Annotated in this window: 14 protein-coding genes and 1 pseudogene; 4 read left to right on the top strand and 11 right to left on the bottom strand. The window is 64.1% G+C overall.

Annotated elements, in window-relative coordinates:
- Positions 1–5 precede the first annotated feature (5 nt).
- From ACN6NG_RS18980 to ACN6NG_RS18965, 4 genes and pseudogenes are all read right to left on the bottom strand, one after another.
- Positions 6–2,438: a TonB-dependent siderophore receptor gene (locus tag ACN6NG_RS18980; protein WP_063427032.1), complete on the bottom strand. Its 2,433-nt coding sequence runs from the start codon at positions 2,436–2,438 to the stop codon at positions 6–8.
- Between the two features lie 93 nt (positions 2,439–2,531).
- The gene (locus ACN6NG_RS18975; RefSeq protein WP_063427030.1) at positions 2,532–3,506 is read right to left on the bottom strand and encodes a FecR family protein; all 975 of its coding nucleotides are present in this window, start codon (positions 3,504–3,506) and stop codon (positions 2,532–2,534) included.
- Positions 3,503–4,009, bottom strand: a complete 507-nt coding sequence (locus ACN6NG_RS18970) for a sigma-70 family RNA polymerase sigma factor (RefSeq protein WP_063427028.1) — start codon at positions 4,007–4,009, stop codon at positions 3,503–3,505. The genes ACN6NG_RS18975 and ACN6NG_RS18970 overlap by 4 nt, the downstream gene beginning before the upstream one ends.
- A 121-nt stretch (positions 4,010–4,130) precedes the next feature.
- Positions 4,131–4,726: pseudogene (locus tag ACN6NG_RS18965) on the bottom strand (NAD(P)H-dependent oxidoreductase).
- A gap of 91 nt (positions 4,727–4,817) precedes the next feature.
- On the opposite strand from ACN6NG_RS18965, the gene ACN6NG_RS18960 reads away from it, so the two are divergent.
- Complete coding sequence (locus ACN6NG_RS18960) at positions 4,818–5,417, top strand: TetR/AcrR family transcriptional regulator (RefSeq protein ID WP_063427026.1); 600 nt, start codon at positions 4,818–4,820, stop codon at positions 5,415–5,417.
- Between the two features lie 119 nt (positions 5,418–5,536).
- Here ACN6NG_RS18960 and ACN6NG_RS18955 read toward each other — a convergent pair whose 3' ends face one another.
- On the bottom strand, positions 5,537–6,442 hold the full coding sequence (locus ACN6NG_RS18955) for an AraC family transcriptional regulator (protein WP_019470953.1): 906 nt from the start codon (positions 6,440–6,442) through the stop codon (positions 5,537–5,539).
- A 181-nt stretch (positions 6,443–6,623) separates the two neighbouring features.
- Here ACN6NG_RS18955 and calA point away from each other — a divergent pair, with 181 nt between their 5' ends.
- Entirely contained in the window at positions 6,624–7,676 is a 1,053-nt protein-coding gene (calA, locus tag ACN6NG_RS18950) for a vanillin reductase (protein ID WP_019470954.1), read from the top strand.
- A 171-nt stretch (positions 7,677–7,847) separates the two neighbouring features.
- On the opposite strand, the gene ACN6NG_RS18945 is transcribed toward calA, so the two are convergent.
- The gene (locus ACN6NG_RS18945) at positions 7,848–9,164 is read right to left on the bottom strand and encodes a hypothetical protein (protein ID WP_353455093.1); all 1,317 of its coding nucleotides are present in this window, start codon (positions 9,162–9,164) and stop codon (positions 7,848–7,850) included.
- A gap of 205 nt (positions 9,165–9,369) precedes the next feature.
- Between ACN6NG_RS18945 and ACN6NG_RS18940 the strand changes: the two genes are divergently transcribed.
- Positions 9,370–10,569: a sugar transporter gene (locus ACN6NG_RS18940; RefSeq protein WP_063427023.1), complete on the top strand. Its 1,200-nt coding sequence runs from the start codon at positions 9,370–9,372 to the stop codon at positions 10,567–10,569.
- A 62-nt stretch (positions 10,570–10,631) separates the two neighbouring features.
- On the opposite strand, the gene ACN6NG_RS18935 is transcribed toward ACN6NG_RS18940, so the two are convergent.
- From ACN6NG_RS18935 to ACN6NG_RS18925, 3 genes are read right to left on the bottom strand one after another with little or no spacing between them, the layout of a single operon-like run.
- Complete coding sequence (locus ACN6NG_RS18935; RefSeq protein ID WP_474315508.1) at positions 10,632–11,216, bottom strand: LysE family translocator; 585 nt, start codon at positions 11,214–11,216, stop codon at positions 10,632–10,634.
- Positions 11,217–11,266: 50 nt separating this feature from the next.
- A complete protein-coding gene (locus tag ACN6NG_RS18930; protein ID WP_063427019.1) occupies positions 11,267–12,097 on the bottom strand; it encodes an AraC family transcriptional regulator in 831 nt (276 codons plus the stop codon).
- A 48-nt stretch (positions 12,098–12,145) separates the two neighbouring features.
- Positions 12,146–13,069 carry a LysR family transcriptional regulator gene (locus ACN6NG_RS18925; protein ID WP_063427017.1) on the bottom strand — a complete coding sequence of 308 codons (924 nt, stop codon included), beginning with the start codon at positions 13,067–13,069 and terminating at the stop codon, positions 12,146–12,148.
- A 104-nt stretch (positions 13,070–13,173) separates the two neighbouring features.
- On the opposite strand from ACN6NG_RS18925, the gene nfsB reads away from it, so the two are divergent.
- Positions 13,174–13,827 carry an oxygen-insensitive NAD(P)H nitroreductase gene (nfsB, locus tag ACN6NG_RS18920; protein WP_063427015.1) on the top strand — a complete coding sequence of 218 codons (654 nt, stop codon included), beginning with the start codon at positions 13,174–13,176 and terminating at the stop codon, positions 13,825–13,827.
- A gap of 52 nt (positions 13,828–13,879) precedes the next feature.
- Here the strand turns inward: nfsB and ACN6NG_RS18915 are convergent, their stop codons facing one another.
- Complete coding sequence (locus tag ACN6NG_RS18915) at positions 13,880–14,815, bottom strand: cyclase family protein (protein ID WP_063427013.1); 936 nt, start codon at positions 14,813–14,815, stop codon at positions 13,880–13,882.
- 96 nt (positions 14,816–14,911) lie between these two features.
- Positions 14,912–15,454 carry a WYL domain-containing protein gene (locus ACN6NG_RS18910; protein WP_063427012.1) on the bottom strand — a complete coding sequence of 181 codons (543 nt, stop codon included), beginning with the start codon at positions 15,452–15,454 and terminating at the stop codon, positions 14,912–14,914.
- Between the last annotated feature and the right edge of the window lie 30 nt (positions 15,455–15,484).

Below are 15,484 nucleotides of genomic sequence, written 5' to 3'. Positions count from 1 at the left end.
CTGGGTCAGAGTTGCGGGGTGTACTTGACCGTCAGCATGAAGTTGCGTGGCTCGCCATAGTTGTTGCTGCCATTGAGCTGGTTGAAGCCTGCAACCCAGTACTTCTTGTCGAACAAGTTGTTGGCGTTGACGGCAAGGTTCACTTCGGGGGTTAGCTGGTAGGCCAGGCGTGCGCTCCACACGGTATAGCCAGGCACGGTGTAGGTACGCTCGTAGCCGAGGGTGTGGCTCTGGGTGGTGAAGCCCAGGCCGGTGCTCCAGCGCTGGCCTTCCAGTGGCAGGGTGTAATCGGCCCATGCACGCAGCATGTGCTTGGGTGTCCACTGGCTGAAGGTGCGGCCTTTGTCGTCAGGGTCATCGAGGAACTTGGTGGTGTTGTAGGTGTAGCCTGCGAACAGTTGCAGGCCACTCAGCACTTCGCCGCTGATTTCGGCTTCGACGCCTTGGCTGCGCACCTTGCCCGCTGCGGTGGAGCAGTACCAGTCATCGCAGGCGAAGCCCGAGGCTACGTCGGTGACGGCGCGGTTTTCCTGGTCGTAGCGGAACAATGCGATCGAGGCGTTGACCCGGCCGTCGAACAGTTCGCCCTTCAAGCCCGTTTCGTAGTTGCTGCCGATCACCGGTTTGAGCGGCGTATTGCCCACGGCGCGTTCGGTTTGCGGTACGAACACGTCGGTGTAGCTGGCGTACCATGCCCATTCGCGGGTCAAGTCGTAGATAAAGCCTGCATAAGGGGTGACTTGGCCCGTTTCGGTCATGCGGCTGGTCGGGTAGCGGGTACCGGGGTCGGTCAGGCTGTCGAAGTCGATCGAGTCCCAGCTGTAGTCGAACCAGCTAACGCGCGAGCCAAGGACCAACGTCAGGTCCTGTGTGGGTTTGATGCGCCAGGCGCCGTACAGGCCTTTCTGGCGGATGTCGTAGCTGGCCCTGTTGGCACGTGCCAGTTCGCCCTCGAAGACGCTGTCGCGGCTGGGTTCCGGGCGGTCATGGTCGATGTCGAAGATGTTGCCGCCGGCATCGAAATTGCGCCAGTAGGCGTCATCCGAGGTCAGCTTCGAGTAGTTGCCGCCCACGGTGATTTCATGGGCCAGTGGGCCGGTATCGAAGTGGCCCACCACGTTCATGTCCAGGCCCAGCTTGGTCGAGTGAAAATCGGTGAGCCAGTCGGCGTAGGTGATGCCGCTGCCGTCAGGCGCAACGCCCTGGCGGGTGCTCTGCACGCGCTGGTGGGTGGATGTGTTGGTTTCATCCATGCGCACGGCTGCGGCCTTGAAGGTCCAGTCATCGTTGAAGCGGTGTTCAAGGTCCAGGTAGTACGTGGTGACGTCGGTTTCTGCGCGGCTCCAGCGGGCGCCGGTGTAAGTCGAACGCGGCAGGTCGACCGGTTTGCCACTGGCGTAGCGTGGGAGGCCGCGCAGCATCGGCCGGGACTGCTGACGGTTGTAGCTGATACCGCCGCCCACCGTGGTCGCGTCGTTCAGGTCGATGTCCAGGGCGCCATACAACGAATGGCTTTTGCTCCAGACATAGTCGATGAAGCTGTCGCTTTGGTCTTCGTCAGCGACAAGCCGCCCGCGCACACGGCCGTCGGTCGTCAGCGGGCCGCCGGCATCCAGCTGCAGGCCGTAGTGGTCCCAGGAGCCAGCTTTGCCTGTCAGCGTAACGGTCGGCGCCGTTTGGCCACGCTTGCGCACCAGGTTGATTGCGCCACCTGGGCTGCCGGTGCCTTGCAACAGGCCCGAAGCACCGCGCAGCACTTCCACCCGGTCGAAGAACACCAGGTCCTGGGTGGCCCAGTTGCCCAGCGAATAGTTGTTTCGCGGGATCGGCACACCGTCGTATTGCCAGTCATCAATCTGAAAACCACGCGAGGTCACGACCACGCCCGGGCCAATGCCCTGTGCGCCGACAATGCCCGTGGTGTGGTTAAGCGCGTCCTGCAAGTCGGTGATGCCCTGGTCATCCAGTTGCTTGCGCGTGATGACGGTGACCGACTGGGGAATCTCCTTGAGGGTGTGCGTGCCTTTGCCCAGGGTCACCGCGCGGGCGGCATACGACCCGGTGCCTTCGCTGGTTGCGTCCACATAGTTGTCGGTGATGCTGGTGCTGCCCAGCTCCATGACGTCGCTGCCCAGGTTGCCGGGCGCCACACTGAAATGGCCCTCGGCGGAAACCCGCAACTGCAAGCCGCTACCGGCCAGCGCAGCTTGCATGGCCTGCTCGGCACTCATCTGGCCGACCACGGCAGGTGCCTGCTTGCCGCGCACCAGTGCTGGCTCCAGCGCGATGATGTGGCCGCTCTGGCTGGCGATGCGGTTGAGCGTGTGAGCCAGGCTGGCGGGTGGCAGGTCGAACACTTGGGTTTGCGCCTGGGCAAGCACGTTGAAGCTGGCCAGGGCAGCGACCAGGGGCAGGGCGCGGGGCAAGGGGTTGTACACGGATTACTCCCGAATGAAGTGGCTGTCAGGAGGTATGTGGGATGAGCAAAGAAAACTTGCCACGATTGCGAATGATTTTGATAAATATTTTTATCAAACCGTTTTCAGGTCGATCAACATCAGCCACGGGCCATAGCGCTCCACGCTGATTGGCAGGGCCTCGGCCAACGCCTTGAACGCCTGCTGTGGCTGGTCCAGAGGAAATACGCCCTGCACCCGCAGGTCGCGTGCCGCGGGGGCGAGCCGGATGTAGCCACGCTGGTAGGGGCGCAGCGCGTCGATCACCCCATGCAGCGGCGCGTCGAGGACTTCCAGGCGGCCCTCCAGCCATGCAGCACGTTGCTGTTGCTCGCCTGTCAGCCGCTCGATGGTGTTGTTGCGTAGCAGGGCAGCCTGCCCTTGCTGCAGCTCCGCTGACTGCCCATCGGCGAGACTGGCGCTGACGCTGTGCTGCAGTACCACGACACGTGTGGCGTCCTGCTCCTGGCTGACCAGAAACCGCGTCCCTAACGCCTGCACTTGCCCTTGCGCGGTGCGCACGCGCAAGGGCCGCAGCGGATCGCGCGCAACCTGGATCAGCAACTCGCCGTGACGCAGCACCAGAAGGCGCTGCCCGGCATCGAACTGCACGTCGACCGCACTGGCACTGTTCAGGCTCAGGCGGCTGCCGTCTGCCAAGGTAAAACTGCGCCGCTCGCCACGGCCCGTGTGCAAATCGGCCAGCCAGCCTTGGGTGGTGTCGCTGCGCCATCCACCCCACAGCGCCGCGCCGAACAGCCCCAGACTGGCCATGGCGCCAAGTACGTCACGCCGTGAGCGAGTAGGCTGCATCAGCAATCGGCGTGCCTCTGCTGCTTGGCCAGGGGCCCGCTGATCCAGGGCGAGCAACGCGGCGAACGGATGGCCAAGGCGTTGCTCCAGGCGGTTCCAGGCCTGTTGGTGAGCGGGGTCTTGCTGCAGCCAAAGCCTGACCCTTTGCAGCAGCGCCGGGTCAGGCGTAGCGGCCCTGAGCTCGACCATCCAGTCGATGGCCTGCTCGCTGACCCGGTCCAGGGCAGGTCTGCTCATGCCTGCACCTCGCACAGGTAACATTGGCGCAGCGCCTGTTTCATGTAGCGGCTGACAGAGCGTTCGCTGATCTGCAGCTTTGCCGCGATGTCGGCGTAGTGCATGCCGTCGAGCTGGCTGTAGAGGAAGGTGGCTTTGACGACTGCCGGCAAACCGTCCAGTGCCTCATCGATGCTCACCAGGGCCTCGATCAGCAGCAGTTGCTCCTCGGCCGATGGTGCTACGGCGTCAGGCAATCGCGCCAGGTGTTCCAGGTAGGCCTGCTCGAGCTGGCGACGGCGATGGCGGTCGAAGATCAGCCGACGGGCGATGACAGTGAGGTAGGCGCGAGGCTGCTGAATGCTGTCTGGGTCGACACGTGCGCCGAGCATCTGGCAGAACGTTTCGGCGGCGGTGTCCTCTGCGTCGGCATGGTTGCGCAGGCGTTTGTGGATGTGCTGGAGCAACCAGCGATGGTGATCGCTGAAGAAAAAGCCCAGTTTACGGGTCGATGTGCTGTCCAACGCCTGGCTTCCGGTTGTGAGTGTGAATCGTTCTCAATGGTAGCCGGGTCGTCTGATTTCCTGCAATGGGGTGCGTGCAGAACCGAGGCTGCCGCTACTTGAGTAGCGGCCCTGCGCCGGTTCAGGCTGCGGCCTGGCAATCTGCAAACAGTTTTTTGCCCAAAGCGTGTGCGTGGTGCAAGTGAGGGAGCTGGTCAGGCCCTTCGCTGTCATCCAGCAATGTGGAACTGAGTACTTCTGCGCCGCAATAGTCGAAGATGCCGTGCTCGATCTGCACGCGCATCGCCTCGCCATAGCCGTGCCGTTCGAAGGTGCCTTTATCGGCACCCGCGACGCCGATCAGGTGAACCTTCATGCGCGCAGTTTCTTGATCGTGGTGCCTTCGTCATAGTCGAACGCCCAGCCGTTGCTGAATACCCGCTCGACCCAGCCCTTGAGCAAAGCTGGCAGTGACCACCAGTAGACCGGGTAGACCAGCACCAGGGCATCGGCGCGCTCGATTCGAGCCTGCTCCTTGAGTACATCGGCCGGCGCAGCTGCCTGCCGGCGGTGTACGGCATGGTCCGCAAGACCGAAGCGGGGGTCAAAACCTTCGCTGGCCAGGTCGGCGATTTCGCTGCTGTGGCCGACGCTGGCCAGGCCGTCGGCAACCTGCCGGGCCAGCGCGTGGGTGAGGGATTGCGGGTCATGGTGACCGACGACGATCAGAGCGTGCATGGTGGCTCTCCATTCAACGATGCAGGGTAGCCTGAAGCGTTATATACTCCAGGTAAGTTACGTTTAGTAAGTTACTTTTGGTAGGTAATTGATGTCAAGCTATGATCAAGCCCGTTCGCGCAAGCGCCTGAGCCGCGACAACCGACGCAGGCAGTTGCTGGATATGGCCTGGCAATTGGTGCGGGAGGAGGGTACCGATGCCTTGAGCCTGGGCCGCCTGGCTGAACAGGCGGGGGTGACCAAGCCGGTGGTCTACGACCATTTCGAGACCCGCAACGGGCTGCTGCTGGCGCTGTACCAGGAATACGATGCGCGTCAGTCGCAGATGCTGGCGCAAGCCTTGGCCAGCTGTGAAGCCAGCCTGGCCAGCCGCGCCCGGGTGATTGCCGAGGCCTACGTGGACTGCGTGATGAGCCAGGGCCGGGAGATACCCGGGGTGTCGGCAGCGCTGGCCGGGTCGCCGGAAATGGAGGCGCTGAAGCGGGCGTACGAGGAGCCGTTCCTGGACAAGTGCCGCGAAGCCTTGGCCGGGTTTTCGCCCAGCGGCAATGTAGGGGTTGCCGGCATGCGCCTGCTGGTGGGGGCAGCGGATGCGCTGTCCCAGGCGGCTGCAGCAGGGGAACTGGAGGCCGGGCAGGCCAAGGCTGAGCTCAAGGCCGCCATTATCGCCATGGTCGAACGGCAAAACTGAAGCGCATGCGACCATTGTGGTAGCGGGCGCGCCCGCGAACACCGGCATAGCCGGTGCCATCCACCGCGTTGTCTGCTTCGCGGGCGCGCCCGCTCCCACAGTGATCGAGCATGGCTTCGCTACACAGGCAAGCTCTGATAGGGCTGTTCATCCCCCGGGCTGCGCTCGAACTGGCGCTTGTACTCGCGGCTGAACTGCGAGGTGCTCTGGTAGCCCACCCGGTGCGCGGCCTGCGCCACACCCAGGCCTTCGCCGATCAGCATCTGCTGCGCCTTGAGTAGCCGCAAGCGCTTGAGATACTGCATCGGTGCCATGTCGGTGCAGCGCTTGAAGTGTTCATGAAAGGTCGAAACGCTCATGTTGGCCCGCGCGGCCAGTGCCTCCACGCTCAGCGGCTCGGCGTAGTGCTCGCGCAGGTGGGCGAGGGCGGCACCGATGCGGGCGAAGTGCCCCTGTTGCTCCACCAGTGCTCGCAACACACCGGCCTGCGGGCCGCGCAGCGCGGTATACAGCACCTCGCGGACGCGCGCCGGGCCCAGTACCTTGGCGTCAAGCGGGTCCTGCAGGCAGTGCAGCAGCCGTTCCACACTGTCGCGCATGGGCGCATCCAGTGCTGCGGAGGTCATCGATTGCGGTGTTTGCGCCTGTACTGCAGCGTCTGGCACCAGGCCCATGCTCTGCACCAGTTCACCCAGCACGCCACGGTCGATGTCCACCGCCACGCCCAGCAATGGCGCGTCAGGGGTGGCGAAGGTTTCGCACATGAACGGCACCGACAACGCCTGCACCAGGTAATGCCCGGCACCGTACTCCAGGGTGCGCGGCCCCAGGCGCGCCAGCTTGCTGCCCTGGGCCAGGATCATCAGGCTGGGTTCGTAGATCTGCGGGCTGCTGGCCACATAGTGGTCCCAGCTCAGCACCTGCACTTGGGGCAGGTGCGTGGGCACAAAGCCTGGGCGCGTGGCGAGGCTGCGAATCAGCGTACAAAGCGGGGCATTGGCGTCGACGTGGCGGGTCAGTTGCATGGTGGACCAAGGGCAGAGAATCAGACAGCCTGATCATCGCAGATTGAGGGCGGGGCGCCATCTGGCAGATGGCATCTTCGGATAATCAGGCATGGATGCCGGAGAATCAGCCGTGGGCGCGACGCAGTTGGGCGCGCAGAATGTGCCGACTGAATCGTTTCACTTTACTGCGAGGTCCTGCATGTATACCGCCATCGGTTACGCCGCCCAAACTTCTGCCAGCCCTTTGGCGCCCATGACTTTCGAGCGCCGCAGCCTGCGCCCGGACGACGTCGCCATCGAGATCCTGTACTGCGGCGTATGTCACTCCGACATCCACCAGGCTCGCAACGAATGGGGCATTGCCGTGTACCCGCTGATGCCTGGCCACGAGATCATCGGCCGTGTCACGGCAGTGGGCGCCAAGGCCACCGCGCACAAGGTGGGTGACCTGGTCGGCGTCGGCTGCATGGTCGACTCTTGCCGCCACTGTGAAGCCTGCGCCAAGGACCTGGAGCAATATTGCCTGGAAGGCCCCACCATGACCTACGCCACCCCGGATCGGGTCGACGGCAGCAACACCATGGGCGGTTACTCCAGCAGCATCGTGGTCAGCGAGCACTTTGTGCTGCGCATCCCGGCCGGCATGGACCTGCCCAGCGCCGCCCCTATCCTGTGCGCCGGCATTACCACCTATTCGCCGCTCAAGCATCACGGCGTCGGCCCGGGCCACAAGGTCGGCATCCTCGGCATGGGCGGCCTGGGCCACATGGGCATCAAGCTGGCCAAGGCCCTGGGCGCGGAAGTGACCCTGTTCACCCGTTCCCAGGCCAAGGCCGAAGAAGCCCGCCGCCAGGGTGCCGACCATGTCATCGTGTCCACCGATGCCGAGCAGATGCGCGCCGCGGCTGGTCGTTTCGATTTCCTGCTCGACACCATTCCGGTGCAGCACGACCTCAATCCGTACCTGGAAACACTGAAGTTCGATGGTGTGCACATCCTGGTCGGCCTGATCGAACCGATCGACCCGCCCGTGCATGCGGCCAACCTGGTGCTCAAGCGCCGGGTGGTGGCGGGGTCGTTGATCGGTGGCATCGCCGAGACCCAGGAAGTGCTGGACTTCTGTGCCGAGCACGACATCCGTTGCGATATCGAGATGCTGGATATCCGCAATATCAACCAGGCGTATGAGCGGATGATCGCCGGTGATGTGAAGTACCGGTTCGTGATCGACATGGCCACTTTGCAGGGCTGATTGATCGGCTGCCTGTACTGGCCTCTTCGCGGGCTTGCCCGCTCCCACAGGTACTAGTACCTGTTTGAGGCCAGTGCAGGTTCAACACAGAACCTGAACTTTGTGACGCTCCTGTGGGAGCGGGCAAGCCCGCGAAGAGGCCGGTACAGGCTGCAAAAAATCCTGGTTCTGTTACCAGACCATCGCCTTGTCCCACCCCCGCCAGAACAACCACCGCCGCACCTCGCCATGTGCCCCGGTGCCGATCTGCCATTCAGGCCGCCCACTATCCAGCGCAATCACCGACACCACCCCCGCGTGGCTCGCCGCCACCAGCGTTTGCCCGTCGGCGCTGATATCCATCGCACTGATGGTCGAGCCCAGGTAATGCTGCCAGTGCTCCGTACCGTCCTCGCCAAACGCCCGCAGGTAGCCATAGGCATCACCCACAATGTACTCGCCCTCGCGCGCCACCCCGGCGTATACACGCGCGCCATCCTGTAGCAGTGGGGTACGTGGGTCCTGGCTGTAGTAGTCGGTCTCCAGCCCCGGCAAATCGGCGACGTTTACTCCCAGCGTGGCGCCGCTGTAGAAATGACAGGCATTGAGGGCCAGATGGTTACCGGTGCGGTTGAACAACGCAAAGTGCGGGTACTCGCTGCCAGGGCCGATGTCCGCCAGCGGCCTGAGTTGCGCGTCCAGTACCAGGTGGCGGCTGCCTTGCTCACCCACCACGATCAGCCGTCCGTCCGCCGACACCGCGCCATGCTCCATGCTCAGCCCCAGGCTGATGTCGTCCGGGTCGGTGCCTTCGGCCAGCTCATCGAGCACGCGTGTCTGCTGCGGCAGCAGGCGAGTCGCACCCTGGGTGGACAGCACGAAGATACCTTCGGCACTCACCAGCAGCACGCGCTGGCCATCCGGGAAGGGGATCAGCGCGGTCGGGGTGGGCGGCAGGTCGAACGGCTCGAACGGGTAACCTGGCGGCAACCCCTCCAGCCCCGTGGGCCAGGCCAGGCGCTGCACGTGTGGGCCGCCCCAGCCATCCGTCACACGCACGCCTTCGGCGTTGGCCAGGGCGAAGTAGCGACGGGCCGGGCAGCGGCCAAAGTGTTCGATACCGATGACCGGGGTTACCTCTTGGTGGCCGATACGCACCACCTGGCCCTTGTCGTAAGGCATGCCGATGCGTGCCAGCAGGCTGCCATCCTCCAGCAGCAGGACATTGCTGATGCCTTGGCCGTGGTCTTCGAGCAACGGTACCAGGGGGTGGTGCGCAGGTGGCCAGGCTTCGCGGAAGGCCCGGCGCTGTTGTTCGTCGGCGCCAGGGTGATTGGCTGCCTGCAGGGCTGCCAGCCAGGCGTCCAGCAGGTGCCCGGTGGCTGGCGCCTGCGGCTCTTCAAGATTGTCCCAGCCTTGCGCACGGCCCTGCGCGACGTAGTCGTTGACGGCTTGGGCATAGGCAATAACTGCCTGCTGCCACTGCTGCTGGGGGTGCTGCTTGTCCATGAGCGGATCGGGCTCCTTGTTGCACACGCGTTTCACACAAAGCGCGCATGGTACTCCTTCTGCCCGCCTTGCGGTTGTGAGGCCCCGGCTTGACGCGTACCATGCCGTGCATTCCTATCAATAACAGCGCGTACGTCGGCACCCCTGCAAGCGGGTGGCTGGCGTGCGAACTGTTGCCTTGTCTGCGGAGAAACGTTTCCCACCCATGAACGGACCCATACCCACCGACCTGCCGCCCACGGCGGGCAGCGGCAGCTGGCTGAGCGTCATCGCCCTGGCCCTGGCGGCCTTCATCTTCAACACCACCGAGTTCGTCCCGGTGGCGCTGCTCAGTGACATTGGCCGCAGCTTCGACATGAGCACCGCCCAGGTCGGGCTGATGCTGACCATCTATGCCTGGGTGGTGGCGCTGGCCTCGCTGCCGATGATGCTGCTGACCCGCAATATCGAACGGCGGCGCCTGTTGCTGTTCGTGTTCCTGGTGTTCATCGTCAGCCACTTGCTGTCGTGGCTGTCGCAGAGCTTTGCCATGTTGCTGGTCAGCCGTATCGGCATTGCCCTGTCGCATGCGGTGTTCTGGGCCATTACCGCCTCGCTGGCAGTGCGCGTGGCGCCACCTGGCCAGCAGGCCAAGGCGCTGGGCCTGCTGGCTACCGGTACCACCCTGGCCATGGTTCTGGGCATTCCGCTGGGGCGCGTGGTGGGTGAGGCGCTGGGCTGGCGCGTGACCTTCCTCAGCATTGCCGGGGTCGCGCTGGCCACCATGCTATGCCTGATGAAGTCGCTGCCGCTGCTGCCCAGCCAGAACTCGGGCTCGTTGCGCAGCCTGCCAATCCTGTTCAAGCGCCCGGCGCTGGTGATTACCTACCTGCTGGTGACGCTGGTGATCACCGCTCAGTTCACCGCCTACAGCTACATCGAACCGTTTGCCCTGCACGTGGCGCAGATTGGCGGTGAGCGCACCACGCTGTTGTTGCTGCTGTTCGGCGGTGCCGGGGTATTCGGTTCGTTGCTGTTCAGCCGCTACAGCGACCGTTTCCCCCATGGCTTCCTGGTGGGCTCGATTGGCTTGCTCGCCGCGTGCCTGTTGCTGATGTTGCCGCTGTCGGGCAACTTCTATGCGTTTGCGGTGCTGAGCATGTTCTGGGGTGTGGCGATCCTCAGCTTCAGCCTGTCGCTGCAGTCCAAGACGTTGAAGCTGGCATCCGATGCCACCGATGTGGCCATGGCGCTATTCTCGGGTATCTACAACATCGGGATTGGTGGCGGTGCGCTGCTGGGCAGTATCGTCAGCAGCCAGATGGACGTGGCCGATATCGGCCTGGTGGGCGGTAGCGTGGCGGTGGTCGGGCTGGTGCTGGCCGTCGCCAGCACCCGGCGCTTCCGCGAGGCGCTGACGCACTGACCTGAGTCCAGCGCGCTTTTCTGTAGGGGCGGCCGTAGACCCGAGGGGATACCGCCGGAGATTCAAGCCAGTACGGCAGCCCAGGCAGAAATCAATAGCACCGCCGCCAACACCTGGTTGAACAGCTGCAACCGGCGCGGTGCCTGCAACCAGCGGGCGCTGCCCACCCCCAGCACTGCCCACGCTGCCATGCACGGCAGGGCTATGAGCAAAAACACCAGTGCCAACTGCCACACCGGCAACGAAGGCGCGGTAAACACCCCGACCACCGCCACGGCCATCAACCATACCTTGGGGTTCACCACCTGCAACGTTGCGGCGCTCAAAGCACTGAACCCTTGCGCCGTGGCCGCTTGCAGCGGTGCGGCGGCACTGCGCAGCATCTTCCACGCCAGCCAGCTTAGCCACAACACTCCCGCCCAACTCATCACCTGTTGGGCCAAGGGGTGACGCAGCAGCAGGTCACCCAGCCCCAGACCGACCATCAACACGATCGCCGCCGCTGCGCCACAGGCCGCAACGATTGGCGCCAGGCTTGCGCGCAAGCCCATGCGGGCGCCATGGGCCAGGATCAGCAGGTTGGTCGGCCCAGGGCTGATGCTGGACACCAGGGCGAACAGAATGAAGGGCAACAGCGACTGCGACATGGTTCATGGCTCCGGAAATTCGAAGCACCATGCTCGCTGCCCGCAGGCGCTCAGTCTGGAAGGTTTGAGCAGCGCCTGCGGTAGTCGGCCGGGGTCAGCCGGTACGCTCGGCGGAACCAGCGCCCCAGGTGGCTCTGGTCGGCGAAGCCCAAGGCCACGGCCACTTCGGCAGGCGTCTGGCCCTGGCCGAGCAGGCGCCGTGCCCGGGCCAGGCGCAGCTGGATCAGGTAGGCATGCGGGGCAATGCCGAATGCGGCCTTGAATGCACGGGTGAGGCGAAAGCGGTCGATGCCGCAGGCCTGGGCCAGGTCTTCCAGGCCGATGTCGCGCTCCAGGTTGGCGTGCAGGTAATCACGCGCGCGTTGGGCGGTCAGCGGCAGGCGTGGGTCGGGGTTGATGCGTCGGCGCCAGTGCATGTGGCGGGTCAGGCAGGCCAGCAGGTCGTCCATGGCCGTTTGCCGGACGATGCGCAAGTCCTGGTCGTGCACGGCCCGGAAGGCGAGGGCGGTGGCCCGGGCGAGGTGTTCGTCGTGGCACAGGGTGTCGGCGAAGCTGGGCAGGCTGTCGCCCGGTACGTGCTCGAACAGCGCCCGCAGCTGTTGGTCCAGCCACGCGGGCTCCAGGTACAGCGTGGAATAGGTAAAGCCTTCTTCGGTCGGCGCCAGGCCATCGTGGATGTCGCCAGGTTCGAGCAAAAAAACCTGACCCGGGGTGCTGCGGTGGCGCACCCGGCGGCAATTGAACTGCTGCACGCCCTGTTCGGTCACGCCGACCAGGAAACTGTCGTGCCAGTGCGGGTCGTAGGCATGCCCGACGAAATGCGCACGGACCGACTCGATGCCGGTATCGGCGTCTTGCTTGAGGTCGATCCAGTTGCTCATGAACGTGTGCCGTTGGCGTAAATGGCTACCTTAGCGCAACCCCTCGGCTCAGTCTGGAACGATTGTGCAGCCGTTGGTCAGTGCCCGATCACGCAGGGCCTCGAAGCGCTCGCGCAGCCACAGGTGCAATTGCGAAACCGCCGGTGTGAGCTGCTTGCGATGCGGGCACACCAAAGTGACCGGGGTAGCTTCGCCGAGCAGTTCGGGCAAGACGATTTCCAGTTCGCCGGCCGCAATGTTGGCGCTGACATCCAGCCACGACTTGTAGACGATGCCTTCGCCTTGAATGGCCAGGCGACGGATGACGTCGGCATCGTCACTGACCAGCGGCCCGCGCACCTGCACGGTACGGTTGCCCAGCTGCCACTTGTCGTATACCCGGTTGTGCTGCATGTACAGCAGGCAGGCGTGTTGCTGCAGGGCGTCGGGGCTGAGCGGGCGGCCGTGGCGGGCCAGGTAGTCGGGCGAGGCGACCAGTACTCTGCGGTTCCAGTCGGCCAATGGCAGCGCGATGTAGTTGGCATCCTGGTTCAGGCCATAGCGGATGGCCACATCCACCGGGTCGCGATTGAGGTCGGCAATCTGGTCGGACAGGAAGAAGCGCAGTTGCAATGCCGGGTGCTCGCGGCGGAAGGCGCTGAGCCAGGGCAGCAACATGTTGCGGCCCATATCGGAGGGTGCCGACACCTGCAGGGTGCCGCGCAAGGTATTGGGGTTGCCATGCAAGTCTTCATGGCCCTGGCGCAGGCTTTCCAGCACGTTCAGCGCGGTTGGCAGGTAGCGCTCGCCCTCGGCGGTCAGGCGCAGGCTGCGGGTGGTGCGGGCGAACAGGCGCACATCCAGGTCGCGCTCCAGGCGTTTGATTGCTGCGGCCACCTGGCCCGGCAGCAGGCCGGCTTCATGGGCGGCGGCAGTGAAGCTGCCCAGCACGCTGCTGCGGGCAAACAGTTCGAGGTCGGCGATGCGCAGCATTTTCACTCCAGGGATGAAAGTGTTGCTGCATTGTGCCGGTTTTTCTTTTCTGCGGGAAAGATAAGATACGCGACAAATCCACTGTTTATTCACGGAGTTGCTGCATGGATACCGTCTCGCTGGCCAAGCGCCGCTACACCACCAAAGCCTACGATGCCTCGCGCCGCATTCCCCAGGCCACTGTCGATGCCCTGCTTGAACAACTGCGCCACAGCCCGTCCTCGGTCAACTCCCAGCCTTGGCACTTCATTGTCGCCGATACTGCCGAAGGCAAGGCACGCCTGGCAAAAAGCACGACTGAGGGTTACGCCTACAACACGCCGAAGCTGCTCGATGCCTCGCACGTGATCGTGTTCTGCACCCGCACCGAAATGACCGAAGCGCACCTGAATGCGGTGCTCGATCAGGAGGCTGCCGATGGCCGTTTCCGTGACGAGCAAGCCCGCGCCGGGCAAAACCAGAGCCGCCGTCACTACGTGAACCTGCATCGCTACGATCATAAGGATGTGCAGCACTGGATGGAAAAGCAGACCTACCTGGCCTTGGGCACGGCATTGCTGGGGGCTGCGGCACATGGCCTGGATGCAACACCCATCGAGGGCTTTGACAGCAAGGTCCTCGATGCCGAGCTGGGCTTGCGTGAGCGTGGCTTTACCAGCGTGGTGATCCTCAGCCTGGGTTATCGCAGTGAATCGGACTTCAACGCCGGGCTGAACAAGTCACGGTTGCCGGCTTCGCAAGTGTTCACGTTCCTCTGAGATTGCCGGGGCCGCAAGCGGCCCCACCTTCGAAAACCAGCCAGTCCGGCGATCAGTGAATGGCCACCGGGTTGATGTTCACCTGGGTCGAGCCTTTGTACAGCGGCTGGCCCAGCACGAACAGGAACTCGAACGCCTTGTCTTGCACCAGCGCACGCGTGTCGATCAGTTCCAGGTTGTAGATACCCCGTTTGGCCAGCATGAACTGATTGACCGGGAACTCTTCGCCGCTCGGGTTCGGGTACACCTCGGAGGCCCAGGTATCGCCACCAAAGGCGACGATGCCCTGGTCCGCCAGCCATTCGGCCGCCGGCAGGTCGATGCCCGGCTCGGTGGCAAGGAATTGCTGGTTGTCGTTGCCGATCAGCTCCAGCCAACCGGTATTGAACAGCACCACATCACCCTTGCGCAGGGTAATGCCTTGTTTCTTCAGCACGGCCTTGATGTCAGCGACGGTAAACGCAGTGCCGCCCGGGACGATGGCCTTGCCGTAGTAGGCCGTCATGTCCAGCACCACACCACGGGTGACCATCGGCGGTACTTTTTCCACGCCCAGCCTGGTCACGCCTTCGACGGTGACAAAGTCGGCCGCCTTGTTGCCGTTGTAGTAGACGTTGTCGATGCCGATATGGCCGATGCCGTTGAGCTGGGTGCCGACGCCGGTCCAGCCGTTGACCAGTTCATCGTTGAAGCTGAACTTGTTGCGGCCCAGGGTCTGGCCCGCCTGTTCGCCGGGCTGGATGTTGTAAAGGTGGAAGCTGCGGTGGCGGAATGCGGGCAAGTCCTTGCTCACGGGCACGGCCAGGGGGTAGGTCTTGCCGGTCTTGACCAGGCCGACAGCCTGCTTGACCACCTCCGGGGTGAGCAGGTTTGCGGCGCCGATTTCATCCTGTTTGCCGTAGGGCGAGGCCTGCCAGTCGGCGGCCAACGTGGCCTGGGCAGTGGTCGCCAGGGCGACGGCCAGTAGCAAGGGCTTGAAGCGTGTCATCGAGTACTCCTGAAAGATGCGTTGTCAGGAGCGAATTCTGCGCAGGCCAGGCTTGGGGAAAAAGCGGCCCGCGGGACAATGACTTTTGCCTGCCGGTCAACAACTACCCTCGTGCAGCGCCAGGCTCTGGCGCAACTGTTCGAGCATGGCCACGCGCAGTGCCTGCGGGGCGTGGATGCGGATAGAGCCCGCTTGCGACAGTAACCAGCCCATCAGCGCCCGGTTGTCGTCAACAGTGGCCACCAGCGTGGCGCCGCCGCTCGCTTGCGGCGTCAGTTGCATGTCTGCGGACAGGGGTGATTGCTCCAGGCGCAGGGCCAACGCGTCATCAACCCAGGCATGCAGTTCAACTTGGTCCGGGGGCATAAGCACGTCGGGTTGCAGCTGCTGCGCTTCGCCCAGACTCAGGCCGGGTTGCCAGTACCAACCGTACGGCATGCCTTTACTGTTGCACTGCAACGGGAACAGCGCGGCGAGCTCGACCAGGTCGCGTTCGACGGTGCGTTTGCTGGTGGTATGGCCCACGGTCGTGAGGGCGGCCTGCAACTGGGTGGAGCTCATGCCCGGGTGGCGGCCGGGCAGCAACTTGAGCAGCTGCCACTGGCGGGCAATGGTATGGCGGGTAGGGTGGCTGGGCAAAGGCTTCGTCCTTGAAGGCAGGCACGAAGC

Source organism: Pseudomonas sp. TSO6, from assembly GCF_056098905.1.
The sequence above is the reverse complement of the archived record's forward strand: the minus strand, read 5'-3'. Positions and strand labels throughout refer to the sequence as shown.